Origin of the sequence: Acinetobacter sp. ANC 3929 (genome assembly GCF_000369405.1) — a bacterium.
Lineage (GTDB): Bacteria > Pseudomonadota > Gammaproteobacteria > Pseudomonadales > Moraxellaceae > Acinetobacter.
This window is the reverse complement of record NZ_KB849999.1, coordinates 67,948-83,383: the sequence shown is the minus strand read 5'-3', so window position 1 is coordinate 83,383 and position 15,436 is coordinate 67,948. Positions and strand designations below refer to the sequence as shown.

The following is a 15,436-nucleotide window of genomic DNA, read 5'->3' as shown; positions in this document are numbered from 1 at the left end:
ATAGGTCAGATTGCGCCCATACCTTTGGTCAAAGCAGACTGCAATCATCTTAAAAATGAATTGCGGATAATTTAATGGAACTACCAGGAGAAGGACGTGTAATCAAACGATTTCGTGTTGCCCGTGAGGGACAAACCGTCGATGGACGTGAATTAATGCGTCAAGAGATTCAAGAAATGGCAAGCACATACAACCCGGAGCATTATGCGGGTCGTATCAATATCGAACATTTCGGGGGTTGGTCGCCTGAACCACCATTCAATGCTTATGGCGATATTTTGAAAGCTGAAGCAGAAGAAGTAGACGGAAAGCTTCATTTATTCGCGACCATTTCAGCTTTACCCAATTTTGTGGAAATGAATAAAAAAGGGCAAAAAATTTACCCTTCAATTGAGTTTTACCGAAATTTTGCCGGGACAGGTAAAGCATATCTAGTCGGTTTAGGAATGACTGACACGCCGAACTCATTAGGCACTCAAGCCATCAAATTTTCTGCAAACCCTCATACGCTCAGAACCCAACATGATTCGGAGATTTATATCACCATGTCTGAAAAATCAAATGAAGGAAAAACTTTCCTAGAACAACTCAAAGAAATTTTGACCCCAACTCCAAAGCCACAAGAACAATTTGCAGTTAGCGAAGAATTGGCAGGCCAATTAACACAAGGCGTGGTCCAGTGTTTAACAGGCTTAAAAACCTTAACTCAGGAAATGAGTGGGCTTAAACAATCTTTAAGCAATCCAACTGCTATTGCTCCTACAACACAAACCCCAGCTGCAGTTGCTCCTACAACACAAACCCCTCCTGCAGCTGCTCCTGAACAGCAACAACAATCCGCACCAACTAACGGCCTTCCCCCTGAGTTGGCTACGACTTTGCAACAACTTTCCCAAGGCATGAGCGATTTAAAAAATCAGTTCAATGCTTTAAGTACAACCCCATTGAACCCACCACCAGCACAAGCAGGTGGCGCAGCAAACACTGTCGATTACTAAGGAATTAATTAAATATGTCTGTAGTTCTACAACCACAAGCACGTCAGCTATTTGAATCCTATAAAGCTGATATTGCTCGCGCCAATGGTGTCGAGAGTGTTCTTCATACATTTGCTGTAAATCCCGTACCACAGCAAAAAATCATCAAGGCATATCAGGAACAAGCCGATTTTTTAAAGTTAATCAATTATTTCCCTGTTGATAATGCTCGTGGTGAAAAAATTGCATTAAGTATCGGCTCAAGCATTGCTGGTAACACCAATACCAATGTCCAAGAACGTCAACCGACTCCAGTGGGAAATCTGGATCATCTGGATGAATATGATTGTACTCAGACAGATTATGACGTTGCTATGAAATGGGCATTGCTGAATGCATGGCGTCATCACCCAAATTTCAAGCAAATGCTTCAGGTACTCGTTATTCGTGCTGTTGCGTTGGATAAACTTTGTATTGGGTGGAATGGTTTATACCGCGCTCCGACTTCTGATCGCATCGCGAATCCATTATTACAGGATGTGAAACGCGGATGGTTGCAAAAAATTCGTGAGATTGCACCAGAGCAACACTATGCGGGAGAAGACGTCAATGTTGGTGGTAATGTCGTCAAAAAAACCCTGATCGGTGCAGCTAATGAATACAAAACAGTAGATGGCTTGGTGGAATACGCTGTCGAAGAATTTATTGCTGATCAGCATAAAGATAGTGGATTGATAGTCATTTGTGGCCGTGGAATTTTGAGCGATAAATATTTACCACTATTAAATAAAATTCAAGATCCAACCGAACAATTGGCTGCCCGTACCATTTATGCAAATAAGCAACTAGGCACTCTACCTGCTCTGCATGTTCCAAAATTTCCAGCTAAAACCATGCTGATCACAACTGCTGATAATCTGTCGATTTATATGCAGAACGGTACTTTTAACCGCTCTATCGAAGATCAACCCTCATGGAATCGTGCGGTGGATTATCAATCAGTGAACGAAGACTTTGTAGTTGAAGATTATACAAAGGCTGTTCTCATCGAAAACATTGAGGTCCAATAAACATGACCGTTAATTCTATGCGCCAGCATCGTGAAAAGATGCTGGCTGAACGGGCCATAAAAGCCCAACAAAGCCAAGATCCAAGAGTCAAACGCACTTTTGCGGTTGACTTGGCATCGGGCCCAGATCAAACAGTTCAAATTCCTACTGAGCTATTGAATCAGGGTAACCAGCCAAATATCGAACTACGCATGTTCAATCATTTGAATATTCTTAGTGGTATGAAATCGATTCAAGAGCGTATCGCGAAAAAAGCGGAATGGCTTCCAGAATATGTAGGTTTTATTGATGGCTGTCTGGCTGTTTCACCAGCTCCACAAAACACTACCCTCGTTCATTTGATGATCTGGGCGTGTGATGTCAACGATTTTGAACTTGCTGTCAAAATTGCTGAATATGTTGTGTTGAATGACATGGTTATGCCTGAAGGATATTCTCGTTCAACCGCTGAATTTATCACTGAACAATGTGCTGAAGTCTTTATTGATGATGAAGATCTAGCGATCGCCAATGCATCGCTTATGGAGCGAATTATTGGTCTCGGTGATGGTGAACCTATGGTCGATGAGGTCCGCGCAAAAATTTATCGTGCTTTAGGTGATGCATTGAGCCAAGCCCAACCAAATGAAGCTGTTTCAGCTTACAAGAATGCACTTCGATACAATCCGAAAGCTGGCTGTAAAAAAGATTTAGAACAGCTTGAAAAACGATTGCGTCAACTTGCAACCGGGTCGTCTCCCGACGCCACGGTCGGCTCGCAGGCAGTTACAGTGGCAGACTTAAATGCCGCTGCAACTGATCCTGCGTCCACCGACTCCAAAGCCAAGGAGTAAACCATGCTTTTAAACGCACCCGTTCGCGATGCTGAAGTCGAAAACCCTATTGCTGAATATCCAAGTATCAGCATCAAGGATCTGCTCGCGAACGTGCGTTTGGACCAATCCAAGGGCGAACTTTTACTTACTGAAAAAATCCTGTTGGCAATGGACACCATCAATGGCGATTTAAATGGCCTTGAGATCCAATCAAAGGAACAGATCCGCAAATATAAACGTGCTGTGAGCTATGAAGCCGCAGCACTGATATGTGAAGACAATCTGGATTTTGATACCACAACCGCAGGTCAAGTCAGGGGTGAAAACCAGCAAGTAAAAGCAGATGCCCATCGTCGGATTGTGCAGCATACGATTGCTGACTTAACGAATCGGCCACGTAATCGGGTCCGATTAATATGAGATCAGTCAATGCTATTCAGGGAGACACTTTGGAGTCGATAGCGTTCCGATACTTTGGATCTAAAGCGGTCGACATGCTCCCTGCTCTTATCGAAGCAAACTCGACAATCAATCAGCTTTTTTTGAATGAAAATCAAAAAATACAATTACCAGAATTAACCAAAGCTTCAGCTCCACAAACGCTCAAGCTTTGGGATTAAGGGGATGGTCATGAATGACCCTATTAGCATAAAAGGCCTACCATGGTTCATAAAAATCGTTGCCGCAATCATTGGGGCCGTCTTGGCTCTGACTCTTAGCGGTGATATTGACATCGATGGTCGATTAAAAATATCTAAAGGCTTACTACTTAAATTCACGTTCAGTGTGGCGATTAGTATCTTTGGTGGTGCAGCTTTTATCGAATACTTTGGTTTAACACATTATTCGCACCCAGCCCAAGGCATCGTAATGTTAACGTTTGCAGTCTTTGGCCTGTTAGTCGTGGGAATTGTATATCAATCCTTTAAGATGATGGATGGTAAAAAACCTAGCGAACTCATCAAAGAAATTAAAGACACTTTCACCGCGATTTTTAAATGAATGGTGGACTGAATGAGTTTAAAAATTTCCTTGGACCAAATTGAGCAACAGGCTAAAAACCTCGGTATTGAAACAGCCGCATTACGTGCTGTGATTGAAATCGAATGTAAAAGCTCAGGTTTTAACAAAGATGGCTCACCCGTTATTTTGTATGAACGCCACATCATGCGTCGCAGATTAATTCAAAATAAAAAGTCAAAAATCGCTGATGAAATGATGCGAAAACGCCCTGATCTTTGCTCAAAAACCTCGGGTGATTATGGTTTAGAGTCAGTACAACATTTAAAGCTTCAGGATGCCGTCAAATTTGACCGTGAAAGTGCTTTAGAGTCTTGTAGCTGGGGACTTGGTCAGGTCATGGGTTATCACTGGTATGCGCTTGGCTATGATTCAATCCAAGACTTTTTAAATGCGATGTACAAGAATGAAGCCCATCAATTGGATGCAATGTGCCGCTATATCAAAGTAAATAATTTAATTAATGCTTTGAAAAACAAGGATTGGAAATCATTCGCCCAGGGATACAACGGTCAAAACTACAAAGCCAATAATTACGACACAAAGTTGGCCAATGCTTTTCAACGTTTTGCGAGATAGTCATGCAAGCCCTAGTCCAACTTAAACCGTTTTTAATTGAACGTTTGCCTTTGATGTCAGCGGATAAATGCCATCCCTTGATTGTTAATGGCACTCAAAAAGATGGTTATATGGATTATACGGTCCGCATTTTAATCCTAGATTACCGGGGAGATCCTATCGAGGTTCTAATGTTGATTAGAACCTGGTTAGAGTCTAAAAATTTACATTTAGATTCAACGGGGAAAGATATCCAGTTATCTTTTAACTCTGAAATTATTGATTCTGATACTTTTGACTTAGAGATAGACTTCCCGCAGCGGGATAAAATTGTTTTTGATCAAGCTAGTTATCACATTTGTCCACCTATTGTTTGGTGCGAAAAACGTGGCGGTTTTTTCCCTGCAGGTGAATGATGGATGCGATTGAGGGCTTAAATCATTGGCTTGATCAAATTGGTTTATTACTTGAACCTGCCCAACGTCGTGAACTAATGCGTAAATTATCACAAGGATTACGCATTCGTTTTCGGGACAGAATTAAACAGCAGCGAGATCCAAACGGTAATCGATTCGTTCCAAGGAAACGGGAACAAATTGGAAAGATTAAACGTAACGCAGCCATGTTCCAAAAAATTGGCAGACAATTAAAAACTGAATATTCAGAAAATCATGCTGCCATCGGATTCGGTGGACATACTGGTTTTGTTGCCTCAGTACACCAGAAGGGGAAAACTATTAGGCCGAGTAAGAGTGCGAAGCCAACCCGCTACCCTATCCGTGAGTTAACGGGCTTCAGTAAAGATGATAAAGAATGGATTAAGTCACAAATTATAATCTTTCTAACTCATAAAACTTATCAGTAATAACAAGAGGAAAATTAAAATCATGTTCCAATAGAGTATCTAATTCATATTCTTTAATACCAATTCTTTTAAATTGCCAAGTTGGTTCATAATTTTCATATGGACTCATTACAGGAATAGCCTCGACAACACTTGTGAATAATTTATAGGATTCTAGAGATGGAGGGCTATTTATGTATTCTGAAAAGTTATCAATTAATTCTTTATTAGAATTGTAAAGTTTTAAATAGACTAGATGATCTTCTGAATCTAAAGAAATTAATGGACAAATATTTTTATAAAAGTAATTATTTAAGATAGTTGTATCGATGACAGGAACATCAAAGAAACTATAACCAACACCAATATAGTTACTCATAATAACAACTGGTTGGAATATATAATTCGAGTCTGCATCGTAATCCCATCCTAAAAAATCAAAAACTTTTTCAAGATTATTCTTTATAAATTCTATTTTTCTCTGAGACTGTTCACTTGCTTTTTTGATAATTTCCAAACAATGCCAATATGATGTTGCACTATCACTTACTACTACGCATTTTGCTTCCCCTAAAACAATTAAATTATCAACCATAAAAAGAAGATCTATTTCCTCTTTACTTTTCCCGACTGAAATAGTTTCTTTTTCAGCAAAGCTATAACTGTTAATAAATTTATTTGAATCTAAAGCTTGCTTTAAAGTTTTTTTCACATAATCTTCATAGCCATATCCTTTATCTTTTAATACTACGCCACATTCCATTAGCCATCCTTCAACACATCTTATACCGACAGGGTGAGTTAAAGCCTCTAAAATACAAATAAAATCATCATCCGAAACTCTTATTAAAGGTTTTCTCCATAAATCTTGTCTAGGTGCACCTTTAGTATTTTTACCCGTAAATGTCAAAAACTCCAACATTTCCAAAACTATTTTTTCATCTTTATTTAATACCGGTACTAAAACAGATACTAATGCCTTAATATTTAATATTGGACTAAAATCTATAAATTTTCTAAATTCTTCTTCCTTTACTTCATCATCATTCGGCACTAAAGTTAATAAATCAGAGCCCAACGAGCCTAATTGTATAAACAAATTTATTAAATCTGTAAGTGTAAAAGATTTTCCAGGTAGATCTTTAGGTAAAAAATCAATAATTTTGTCATTAAAACTTAACCACATTACTGAAATTAGATTTTTTTTACGTTCACTCAATTTTGAATATTTATTTACTTTTATTATATCTCCATCATACTCAACAATATCTTTATTCCTAAGCAAATACTCAATAGCATCATGCAACATTATTGTATCTTCAATTTGATTTTTTGTTTTTCTTGCATTTGATATTTGATACGGAATCATAATTTCTGGATTTGACTCTAGTAAAATTCTACCATTTGTTACTGTAAACTTTATTTGCTCGTATAGAATAGAGCTCCAATAATTTTCATAAGTATTATAAAGCTGAGATATATAAGCTTCAGAATTGATCAGTCTTGCTATCTGTGCATCAGAATACAAATCATTACTTGTACTTTCTGACTCTTCTAAGCGACTCAAAATATTATAAAATACACCGTCAACAGTCGCAGTAGAAATTTCCTCAAGAGATAGTGGATTTTCCATAGGGTTATTATTTAGTTTTTTACTAAACATACTTACATCTAAAAGAATTTTCTCTTCACCTATATTCATTTCTCGCACTTTGTCATTTAAAATCTTTAAGTTACGATTAGAAATTCCACAAAAAATTTTTAAAAAATCTTTATTTGACAATGAAATATCGTAATTTTTTATTTCTTCCAAATGACAACGCATAGCAGTGAATTGCAAATTAAACATCATACCGGCTAAGTAAAGTTCGTTGTCAAATTCGGTTATTTTTTCAGCTTCACTCCAGGCCTCCATTGAAAAAGATGGTTTTAATGGTGAAGCTATTTTTCCACGTCTTACTTTATCAGCAAATGAATCTTTTAAAAATTGCATTTCTTGCCCCATTTAAAAATTAAAACTACATACTATACTTATAATTTAGCAAATCAACTGATATAAATCTTTTATCAAATACCAATCACTCCAATATAATAAATAAAAAATCAAATTTAAACTTTACTCATTACAACTAACGTTTTACTGGAAAGATTTTAATTTTATTAACAGTTATTATTATAAATATTAAATTTAAAAATTTACTTAAGATAACATTCCAAATTAAGTTTTAATCAGGATCGACCAAATAGCAACCCCAATTCAAAAAGCCCATGATTCAATCATCATGGGCTTTTTAGTTTCAATATGAGCAATTTAATCAGGCAATTTCAAAACTTGGCAGGGATCGGCACGGTCATCGCCCTCGATCCATCTGTAGGGAAAATGCGCTTAAAAATTGACGAGAACGAAACCGACTGGATACCCATTCCCACCTTGGCCGCTGGTGTTGTCAAATTCTGGCGATGCCCTTCCATGGGTGAACAATTTTCTGTTATGGCCCAAGGCGGTGAACTGACAAGTGCCATTCCTCAAATCAGTTTATTTTCCGAAGAAAACCCACCCCCTACCACTAACCCTGACGAAGTGTATTTCGAGTTTGGCGAATACAGTTTTGTTGTAAATGTCTCAAGCGGTGAAGGTACTTTCAAGCTTTCCAAGTGCGTATTCGATTGTCCCGAAACAATTTTTAAGGGGAAAGTTCACTCAGATGAAGAAATTACTTCGGACGTAGATGTGATTGCTGCAAAACGCAGCCTTGTGAAACACCCTCATGGTTTCGTCCGCAGTGGAACGGACGAGTCTGGTCCTGCACTTCCTACGGGAGAATAACAAATGAAAGGCATGTCCAGATTGACTGGTTTAAGCATTACTGATGACGAGGATCAAGACTTCGCTCATTTGAAGCAATCCATACACGATATTTTAAGTACTTTAATTGGTACCCGTTTAGGCCGTCGGAATTATGGCTCATTAGTTCCCCATTACATCGATCAGCCCTGCAATGAAATAACTCAAGTATTGCTGATGTCGACCGCTGCGACTTCACTCATCCGTTTTGAGCCTCGAATCAAAATCAGTCAGATCCGAGTGAATCAATCAGCAAATACACCAGGTAAATGGGATTTCTTTATTTTAGGCAAACGCATCCTGCCCACTGGTGAAAAACCTTTTAGTGAAAATTTTAATATTGGAGCCGCTGCATGAGTTCAACACGCATAGATTTATCAGCCCTGCCGTTCCCAAATGTATTAGAGGTTTTGGACTTTGAAGCCGAATTGCTGGCTTGTAAAAATGAACTGATTGCCCGTGATCCAGATCTTGCACCGGCTTTGGAATTTGAAAGTGAACCCATGGTCAAGGTTTTACAAACCTTTGCATATCGGTTGCTTTTAAAAACGGGTGGAATCAATGAAAAAGCAAAAGCACTCATGCTTGCATATGCCAAAGGTTCGGATCTCGACCACCTTGCTGCAAATCGTGGTGTGTATCGAAAAACAATCATTGAGGGTAATCCAACGGCAACCCCTCCTATTGATCCTGTCATGGAACTGGATGAGGACTTGCGCAGACGTACACAACTCCAACCCGAGTCCATGTCTGCGGGTTCCGAAGGATGCTATCAATTTTGGGGTTTATCAGCTCATGGCCATGTCAAAGATATTTCTGTTTTGAGTCCCGCTGCGGGCGAAGTCGAAATATGGGTTCAAAGCCATATCGATGAGGTTGCACCACAAACCTTACTTGATGCAGTAGATCAAACACTAACACCGGGTAAACGTCGCCCTTTCACTGATCTGGTATTTTTTAAAGCATCTACACCCCACGAATGGGTATTAAATGCAAATTTGATTCTATTCCCGGGTCCTGATGCTGAAGTCGTGCTTAAAGCTGCCCAAGATGCAGTAAATGAATATAACGCAATGGTTAGCACTCAAGGCTATGACGTTACTCGCAGCGCATTATTTAAAGCATTACACCAGGGCGGTGTTCAGAATGTAATTTTGACAGATCCTCAAATCGATATCGTCATTCCAAAAAGTAGATATGCCAAGAATGTGGGGATCAATATCACGATTACGGAGTTCCGCGATGTATAGCCTACTCCCGCCGAACGCCACAAAGCTTGAAAAGAATTTCGAGCAGCTTGGCCAACGAATCAGTGATTTACCAGTTCCATTTGTAGAACTGCATCGAGTCGATCAGTGTCCAGTGCCATTACTGGCATGGCTCGCTTGGGATCATCGAGTCGAGTACTGGAGATCCGAGTGGACCGAAGCAGAGAAACGTCAGGCCATCGCTGAAAGTAAGGAATTCAATGCCCAACGTGGGACCCAATCTTCGATAGAAAACCTACTCAGTAAATTCGTGGCCAACTTTCAATTAAAAGCATGGCATGAGTTCACGCCTCGACAGCCGCCTTTTACTTTCGTGGTGATCATCAATGAAATGATTATTTCAATCGAGCAATTATTGCAGATCCAGACAGCAGTCGAAGCAACCAAGTCCGCCCGTGATCATTTCTCAATAGCGGCCAAAGTATTGAGTAGCGGCCAAGACAAAACAACTGGAGCCTGTCACACAGGCGAAACCGTTTATTTAAGTACGATTTAGGATTTATACATGCCCGCTAGATATTATCTCACCTTGACCGACTATGGCGCAGCACAGGTTGCACAAGCGCACAATACTACTTCGATTCTACTTTCTGAATTGGTACTCGGTGATGCCTATGGCGTACCTTATGATCCAGTCGAAAAAAAAGAACGTGTGGCTTTAGTCAATCAAAAAGCTACTGTTCCAGTTCAATCTGTTTCGATCAATGGACCAGTAACCACAGTTATTGCAACTGTTCCCGCAAATATTGGCGGTTTCAACCTGCATGAAATCGGGCTCAAAGATGACACAGGGCAGCTTGTTTATATTGGTAATTATCATGGGGCGTACAAACCCGTTATTGCAGAAGGTGCAGGCGGTGATTTAACCCTTGTGATCGATATCACTTCAGTATCAGGCAAAGAAGCTTTGATCGAGATAGATCCAACTGTCGTTATTGCAAATAAAAAATGGGTATTAGATAACTTAGTACGCATTCCAGTTTTTGAACAGGCCATAAACGATCTTCAGCAACAACAAAATATAGAGCGTGATTCACGAATCTATAGTGACAACCTACTCAATGACAAAATTGATCAAGCAAATCAAGTCCGTTTTGATGTTGATAAACTACTTTCAGATCGTATTTTTGAACTTGAAAATGCGCCTGTTCATATTCCAGTCGGTGTGAATCAACTTAGATATGACGTTGGTGGCATTCGCACTGGGGGAACCGTATATACGAATCCAACGAACCGAATTATTGAAATTCAGATTGCTGCGAGAATTTATCATACGCAAGGACCGGCAAAACTTCTTGTAAATGGTGAAGTCGAAGCAATGACTTTCTGTGATGTGGGTAATGGTGGATACATCGTAACGATGCTAATAGTCAGGGTTCCACCCTTTGGGACGTATGAATTAATTGGTGATAATGGCTTTATGTATTGGGGCGAAATTAGATGATGAATTACTTTAAAAACAATGTCACAGGTAAAGTTCATGCTTTTCCTAAAGATGGCTCGCAAAACAGTTTTATTACGAAAGATATGAAGAAGATGACCAAATCTGAAGTTGATCGTCACTTTATAGATACTCATAAAAACAGAATGCCGCCACTTAATCGTCGCCAATTCATGCTGACCCTTGTTGAATATGATCTCGATGATGCGCTCAAAATAGCAATTGCAGCAATTGAAGATCCAAAGCAGCGCAAACTATTAGAAATCGAGTTCAACGAGAGCCAAATTTTTGATCGCTCCAGCGAATCATTTTTGAAGATGGCCAACCTTCTCCAGCTTGATGAAACTCGTATAAATGAACTTTGGGATTATGGGGTAAAACTATGAGGAAAAATGAATATCTTATTAAGATAGGCAACCCCTTTTGCCTACTTTTCATCGTTCGTGATCTTATGACCAGGGCGGTTATTGAAGTTACCCCTGAAATGGAATTTTCTTCAACGATCGTGAATGGCCATGGGGAAGTAATTGCGAATTGTGAAATCGAAATCTGTGATCAAGTGACAGCGAAAGGTGGAGTATTAATTAAAGTTGATCAGACAATTACTTCTACATGGAAAGCCGGTACCGCGACTGGTGATGTACTGCTAAAAATTGGCGACCAGAAACGCAACTCTGGTAATTATTCATTTACCATTGATAAGAGTATTACCAAATGATCGACATCGTTTTGGAAATGCATTGGTCGAATTCTCCCATTCCTATCGATCAACTTTATGATCAACCTGAATTCATTTTCGATGTGCCCATAGGTCTATTCACAGCTTTAGTACCCCAAGTCACATCGGTACAAGGTAAAACCGGAGCAATTCAATTATCCGCTGATGATGTACAAGCCGATCCCATCGGAGCAGCTGAACAAGTCAAACAAGAATTGCTGCTTTCAATCGAATCTCTTTCGAGTGCAAAACTTGACAAGGTTGATTATGAGCAACATTTCCGTGGTGTTCATGACAGCTATGCAGATCTAATAGCCAATATTCCTATTGGTAAAGATGGCGATTACGCCCACATCAAAGAGTCGCAAAACTTTGGACGCTTATCTGCTATCTGGAGTGGAACTGCAGGAGTATGGAATATTTCTGGTATTAACATTGGTTCAAATACCGATGAAGTTCCAGAAGGAAATTTAAATTTATATTTTAAGGCTCAAAGGGTCTTAGACGTTGTATTGAATGGATTCGACGCATCTATTTCAACTGCAGTTACCGCAGCTGATAAAATAGGGGTTGCTGTTGGTAAACTACAAGGACAGATCACAAAATTTATTACAGATTTCCCAATCAATGTCAGAAATACACTTCTGCAAAATCTTGTTTTTACAGATTCTTCAAAAATAAAAAATGGCGATTCGATAGAGAAATCTTTAGGAAAATTACAGGCACAGTTTGACGTGTCTCCTTCAAGTGTCACTTGGTTTAACGCCAAAACAATTGGATCTATTCATCGCGATATTGATAAGGAATGGACGCAAATCGAGTTTGCAAAAATCAACGGTATGTTATGGATTCGAGGACATATAAATGGTTCTATCTCGCCTGCCGTACCATGGGTAACGCTTGCAAACCCAAACTGGTACTTAATTGCACCACTGACACCGACTTCGGGTAATTCGATACCATTTTCGTTTTTGGGTGTACAGCAATCAACAGGTGGTCCACTCATTCACCATCAATTTTATGGTGCGCAATCTATATTTTATGGATTATCAATTACTATCGCTTCGTCCTTTTCGGACAAATATGTGTTTATCAACCCAACATGCCTTGGCGAACTTGTTGTTAAATAATTTCCCGATTAGTTTTTAATCAGGATTCAATCATTCGCATACTCAAACTTCAAACCTCAGAATCTCCAAAAGCCACCCTATCTTTTGGAGATTTTTTAAATGGCAAACCAACACCACGGCATTTCTGGACGTGAGGTCCAATCTGGCATCATTCCGATGCAAGATGCTGCAACCAACACCATTGGAATGATCTGTTTTGCAGAGGATGCAGATCCTATCGTTTTCCCAGAAAATGTCCCTGTTCGAGTTTCATCAATCAATCGTGTATTACCTGCAGCAGGTCTAACAGGCAATTTACGCAAAAACCTTGAGATCATTTCTAAAATCACCAACCCCACTCTTATCGTGATCCGAATCCCTTCCCCGTTTGGTGAGGTTTTCGATGTAAATAATGTGACTGGTGGCGTTAACGAATTCGGTCAACGAACGGGCATTGAAGCCTTCTTGACTGCAAAATCAATCCTCGGGATTAGTCCCAAAATTATTATTGCGCCTGATGTAGAAACGCCGGACGTAGTCGAGGCCCTTGCTGCTGTATGTAAAAAATTACGTGCTTATTGCTACGCTAACCCTCGCGATGCTACTGGTGGAATTCTTGCAACAGCTGAAGAAGTTGTTTTATATCGCGATCAGCTTGCCCATCGTGAGATTGAACTGATCTGGCCTGAATGGACCTCAGGGAGTGTTTTTTTGGGGGAGATCCAACCCCCTCAACACTAAGTTGTGAGGGGGCGACAAAATCCTTTAAGTGGGTAATGGCAATCCGAGAAGGGACCACACCGCCTGCTGACCTCACCTTATTCGTAGATGGTGTAAATCAAAATGATAAACCACCTTTAACTTGGTTAAGTGAGCAAGTTTTAGAAGAAAATTTCCCATTCCCTGTCCCTGCAGGATTCCAAGTCGGTCAGGGTGTCATGCAGTGGACAAACAACGATGAACTTAATCACCGTATTGAACTCGTCAGCAATAACTCAGATATCATTCTCCTTGCATACGATAACCCCACGGTTACTGAGCTGGACAATACCCCTATGCATATAGGTGTATGTTTATCAGCGGCCAGTCAAAATGGTAGTGAACAAGCCACCTCAACAATTCGGCTTTATGACCAGCATTTTTTGCGTGGGAATGTACAAGTTGAAATCGGCTCTATATCTGCTTTATATGAGTGGTCTCCAGGTAATGACTGGGCATTCCTTGAATGGTTTAATGTCAATTTCTTTAATTACGCGCAAATTACGGATGCTATTTCGGACGATGCGAATTACGCTTTCACTTTTGAAACAAAAGCCTCAAGTAACATTTTGGTAAAAATGACCACAATGACAACAGGGACATTAATCAATCAGGATGTCGAGATTGAAAATGGTAATAAAAGTTTCAGCCAAATTGGTAAAGTCGCCACTTTCTGGTTGACCCCCAAAATTAATCAGATTTCACAGTTAAATACGACTTTTGATGAAGTGAATGGGGATGTTGTTATTACTGGATCAACATTTCACCCAAATCGAGAAATAAGTCTACATCTGTTAATGGTGGACTTTGTTTACGATGGGGTAATAATTAATACAGATAATAATGGAAACTTTAATTTCAGAGTTCAGACCTTTAAAAGAGTTGGTGTCTATACAGTTCAAGCAGTCGACAGCCTTACAAATGAACGGAAGGAAGTCCTGATCGACGTTAAATCATCATCTGATCATCTTGTTCCCCCTGAATTGACTGTGACTGGTCCAAAAACTTTTAACGCCAATGCAAGAGGCGGCAACTATGTTAAACAGGACATTTATTACAGTATTGGTTTGCCATTTAATACTTTAGATGTTTTTGAAGTTGCTCAATTCAAAGCAACGTTAGACGGCTTTTCTAGTGGCGACTTTTCTATTGAGGCAAATTCTGGCCAGAGGATTTATATCGCTTCTATCAAGGTATTTTCCCAGTGGAGTGACCCAAATTTAATCGACATAATTGAATACGTCGTCCCTTAATTTACTGCTAAAAAAACCAACAAAACCCGATTAGCTTTTAATCAGGATTGCACAAATAGCGAAGCCTGACCATTCACCGCATGATTGACCCATCAACCAATGAAATGGGAAATTTCATGCCTCAAACCAACTTATCCGAACTGTATGGACATGGCAGTTTCACTGCTGTCGTCGCAGCTGCAGCTTTGCGAGCCGAAACCGACAAAAAGGTCGGCTGGCATAAATCACTGTCAAATATTCCAGTGACTGGTCCAACAGGAATCAGCCAACCAATGACATGGGATCTTGAAGATCCAGACACAGACGTCGGTTACTTAAATCAGCACGACATTACCAGCATGATCCAGCATCAAGGTTTTCGTTTTTGGGGAAACCGCAATTGTTCTGATGATCCTCGCTTCAGTTTTGAAGTGGCCACACGTACCGCACAATTTATTTTAGACACCATCATTAATGGCTGTTTTCCATTCGTGGACCAACCACTGACCCCATATCTTGCCAAAGACATCATCGATTCGATCAACGCTGAGCTACAGGAACACGTTACAGCACGTCATTTGCTTGGTGCCTCAGTTTGGTATGACGCAGCCGAAAACTCGATCCAGAACTTACAACAAGGGCAACTCTGGGTCGACTACGACTATACCCCTGTCCCAACCCTTGAAAACCTAGGCGTAAACCAACGCATTACTGATCGCTATTTAGTAGATTTCAGCAAGTTGCTTGGTGGCGGTTCTACAACGGAATAAGGAGTTCCAA

At 39.9% G+C, this 15,436-nt stretch carries 21 protein-coding genes; 20 read left to right on the top strand and 1 reads right to left on the bottom strand.

The genetic code is table 11. The features are described 5' to 3' along the window. Positions 1-74 precede the first annotated feature (74 nt). Genes F909_RS12225 through F909_RS12265 form a run of 9 tightly spaced genes read left to right on the top strand, consistent with a single transcriptional unit; the run spans position 75 to position 5,305 of the window. Positions 75-998: a GPO family capsid scaffolding protein gene (locus F909_RS12225; RefSeq protein WP_005149853.1), complete on the top strand. Its 924-nt coding sequence runs from the start codon at positions 75-77 to the stop codon at positions 996-998. A gap of 14 nt (positions 999-1,012) precedes the next feature. After that, positions 1,013-2,047 (top strand): phage major capsid protein, P2 family, encoded by a 1,035-nt coding sequence (locus F909_RS12230; RefSeq protein WP_005149850.1) that lies wholly within the window; start codon positions 1,013-1,015, stop codon positions 2,045-2,047. Between the two features lie 2 nt (positions 2,048-2,049). Continuing rightward, positions 2,050-2,880: a phage terminase small subunit gene (gene gpM, locus F909_RS12235; protein WP_005149849.1), complete on the top strand. Its 831-nt coding sequence runs from the start codon at positions 2,050-2,052 to the stop codon at positions 2,878-2,880. A 3-nt stretch (positions 2,881-2,883) separates the two neighbouring features. Continuing rightward, on the top strand, positions 2,884-3,282 hold the full coding sequence (locus F909_RS12240) for a head completion/stabilization protein (protein ID WP_005149847.1): 399 nt from the start codon (positions 2,884-2,886) through the stop codon (positions 3,280-3,282). Next, positions 3,279-3,482, top strand: a complete 204-nt coding sequence (locus tag F909_RS12245) for a tail protein X (protein WP_005149845.1) — start codon at positions 3,279-3,281, stop codon at positions 3,480-3,482. Before F909_RS12240 ends, F909_RS12245 begins: the two co-directional genes overlap by 4 nt. Positions 3,483-3,492: 10 nt before the next feature. Beyond that, positions 3,493-3,864 (top strand): hypothetical protein, encoded by a 372-nt coding sequence (locus F909_RS12250; RefSeq protein ID WP_005149844.1) that lies wholly within the window; start codon positions 3,493-3,495, stop codon positions 3,862-3,864. A gap of 12 nt (positions 3,865-3,876) precedes the next feature. Beyond that, entirely contained in the window at positions 3,877-4,461 is a 585-nt protein-coding gene (locus tag F909_RS12255; protein WP_005149842.1) for an N-acetylmuramidase family protein, read from the top strand. Positions 4,462-4,463: 2 nt separating this feature from the next. Further along, complete coding sequence (locus tag F909_RS12260; protein ID WP_005149841.1) at positions 4,464-4,856, top strand: phage tail protein; 393 nt, start codon at positions 4,464-4,466, stop codon at positions 4,854-4,856. Then, the gene (locus tag F909_RS12265; RefSeq protein ID WP_005149827.1) at positions 4,856-5,305 is read left to right on the top strand and encodes a phage virion morphogenesis protein; all 450 of its coding nucleotides are present in this window, start codon (positions 4,856-4,858) and stop codon (positions 5,303-5,305) included. Before F909_RS12260 ends, F909_RS12265 begins: the two co-directional genes overlap by 1 nt. Here F909_RS12265 and F909_RS12270 read toward each other — a convergent pair. Further along, positions 5,271-7,277 carry a hypothetical protein gene (locus F909_RS12270; RefSeq protein ID WP_050559989.1) on the bottom strand — a complete coding sequence of 669 codons (2,007 nt, stop codon included), beginning with the start codon at positions 7,275-7,277 and terminating at the stop codon, positions 5,271-5,273. The two genes, F909_RS12265 and F909_RS12270, sit on opposite strands and share 35 nt — an antisense overlap. 309 nt (positions 7,278-7,586) lie before the next feature. Here F909_RS12270 and F909_RS12275 point away from each other — a divergent pair, with 309 nt between their 5' ends. The 11 genes from F909_RS12275 (at position 7,587) to F909_RS12325 (ending at position 15,426) form a co-directional block, all read left to right on the top strand. Next, positions 7,587-8,111, top strand: coding sequence for a phage baseplate assembly protein V (locus F909_RS12275; RefSeq protein ID WP_032877835.1), 525 nt, complete (start codon positions 7,587-7,589; stop codon positions 8,109-8,111). A 3-nt stretch (positions 8,112-8,114) separates the two neighbouring features. Then, the gene (locus F909_RS12280; RefSeq protein ID WP_005149821.1) at positions 8,115-8,486 is read left to right on the top strand and encodes a GPW/gp25 family protein; all 372 of its coding nucleotides are present in this window, start codon (positions 8,115-8,117) and stop codon (positions 8,484-8,486) included. After that, on the top strand, positions 8,483-9,379 hold the full coding sequence (locus F909_RS12285; RefSeq protein ID WP_005149820.1) for a baseplate assembly protein: 897 nt from the start codon (positions 8,483-8,485) through the stop codon (positions 9,377-9,379). The genes F909_RS12280 and F909_RS12285 overlap by 4 nt, the downstream gene beginning before the upstream one ends. Further along, positions 9,372-9,893, top strand: coding sequence for a phage tail protein I (locus F909_RS12290; protein ID WP_005149818.1), 522 nt, complete (start codon positions 9,372-9,374; stop codon positions 9,891-9,893). The genes F909_RS12285 and F909_RS12290 overlap by 8 nt, the downstream gene beginning before the upstream one ends. A 9-nt stretch (positions 9,894-9,902) precedes the next feature. Then, positions 9,903-10,841 (top strand): phage tail protein, encoded by a 939-nt coding sequence (locus F909_RS12295; RefSeq protein ID WP_005149816.1) that lies wholly within the window; start codon positions 9,903-9,905, stop codon positions 10,839-10,841. Beyond that, complete coding sequence (locus F909_RS12300; protein WP_005149815.1) at positions 10,838-11,224, top strand: hypothetical protein; 387 nt, start codon at positions 10,838-10,840, stop codon at positions 11,222-11,224. The genes F909_RS12295 and F909_RS12300 overlap by 4 nt, the downstream gene beginning before the upstream one ends. Positions 11,225-11,289: 65 nt before the next feature. Continuing rightward, positions 11,290-11,556: a hypothetical protein gene (locus F909_RS12305; protein WP_228129395.1), complete on the top strand. Its 267-nt coding sequence runs from the start codon at positions 11,290-11,292 to the stop codon at positions 11,554-11,556. Continuing rightward, positions 11,553-12,686, top strand: a complete 1,134-nt coding sequence (locus tag F909_RS12310) for a hypothetical protein (RefSeq protein ID WP_005149802.1) — start codon at positions 11,553-11,555, stop codon at positions 12,684-12,686. The genes F909_RS12305 and F909_RS12310 overlap by 4 nt, the downstream gene beginning before the upstream one ends. Positions 12,687-12,785: 99 nt before the next feature. Then, complete coding sequence (locus F909_RS12315; RefSeq protein ID WP_005149798.1) at positions 12,786-13,406, top strand: phage tail sheath protein; 621 nt, start codon at positions 12,786-12,788, stop codon at positions 13,404-13,406. A 35-nt stretch (positions 13,407-13,441) separates the two neighbouring features. Next, positions 13,442-14,677: a hypothetical protein gene (locus F909_RS12320; RefSeq protein ID WP_005149796.1), complete on the top strand. Its 1,236-nt coding sequence runs from the start codon at positions 13,442-13,444 to the stop codon at positions 14,675-14,677. A gap of 116 nt (positions 14,678-14,793) precedes the next feature. Then, positions 14,794-15,426 carry a phage tail sheath subtilisin-like domain-containing protein gene (locus F909_RS12325; RefSeq protein WP_005149794.1) on the top strand — a complete coding sequence of 211 codons (633 nt, stop codon included), beginning with the start codon at positions 14,794-14,796 and terminating at the stop codon, positions 15,424-15,426. Positions 15,427-15,436 lie beyond the last annotated feature (10 nt).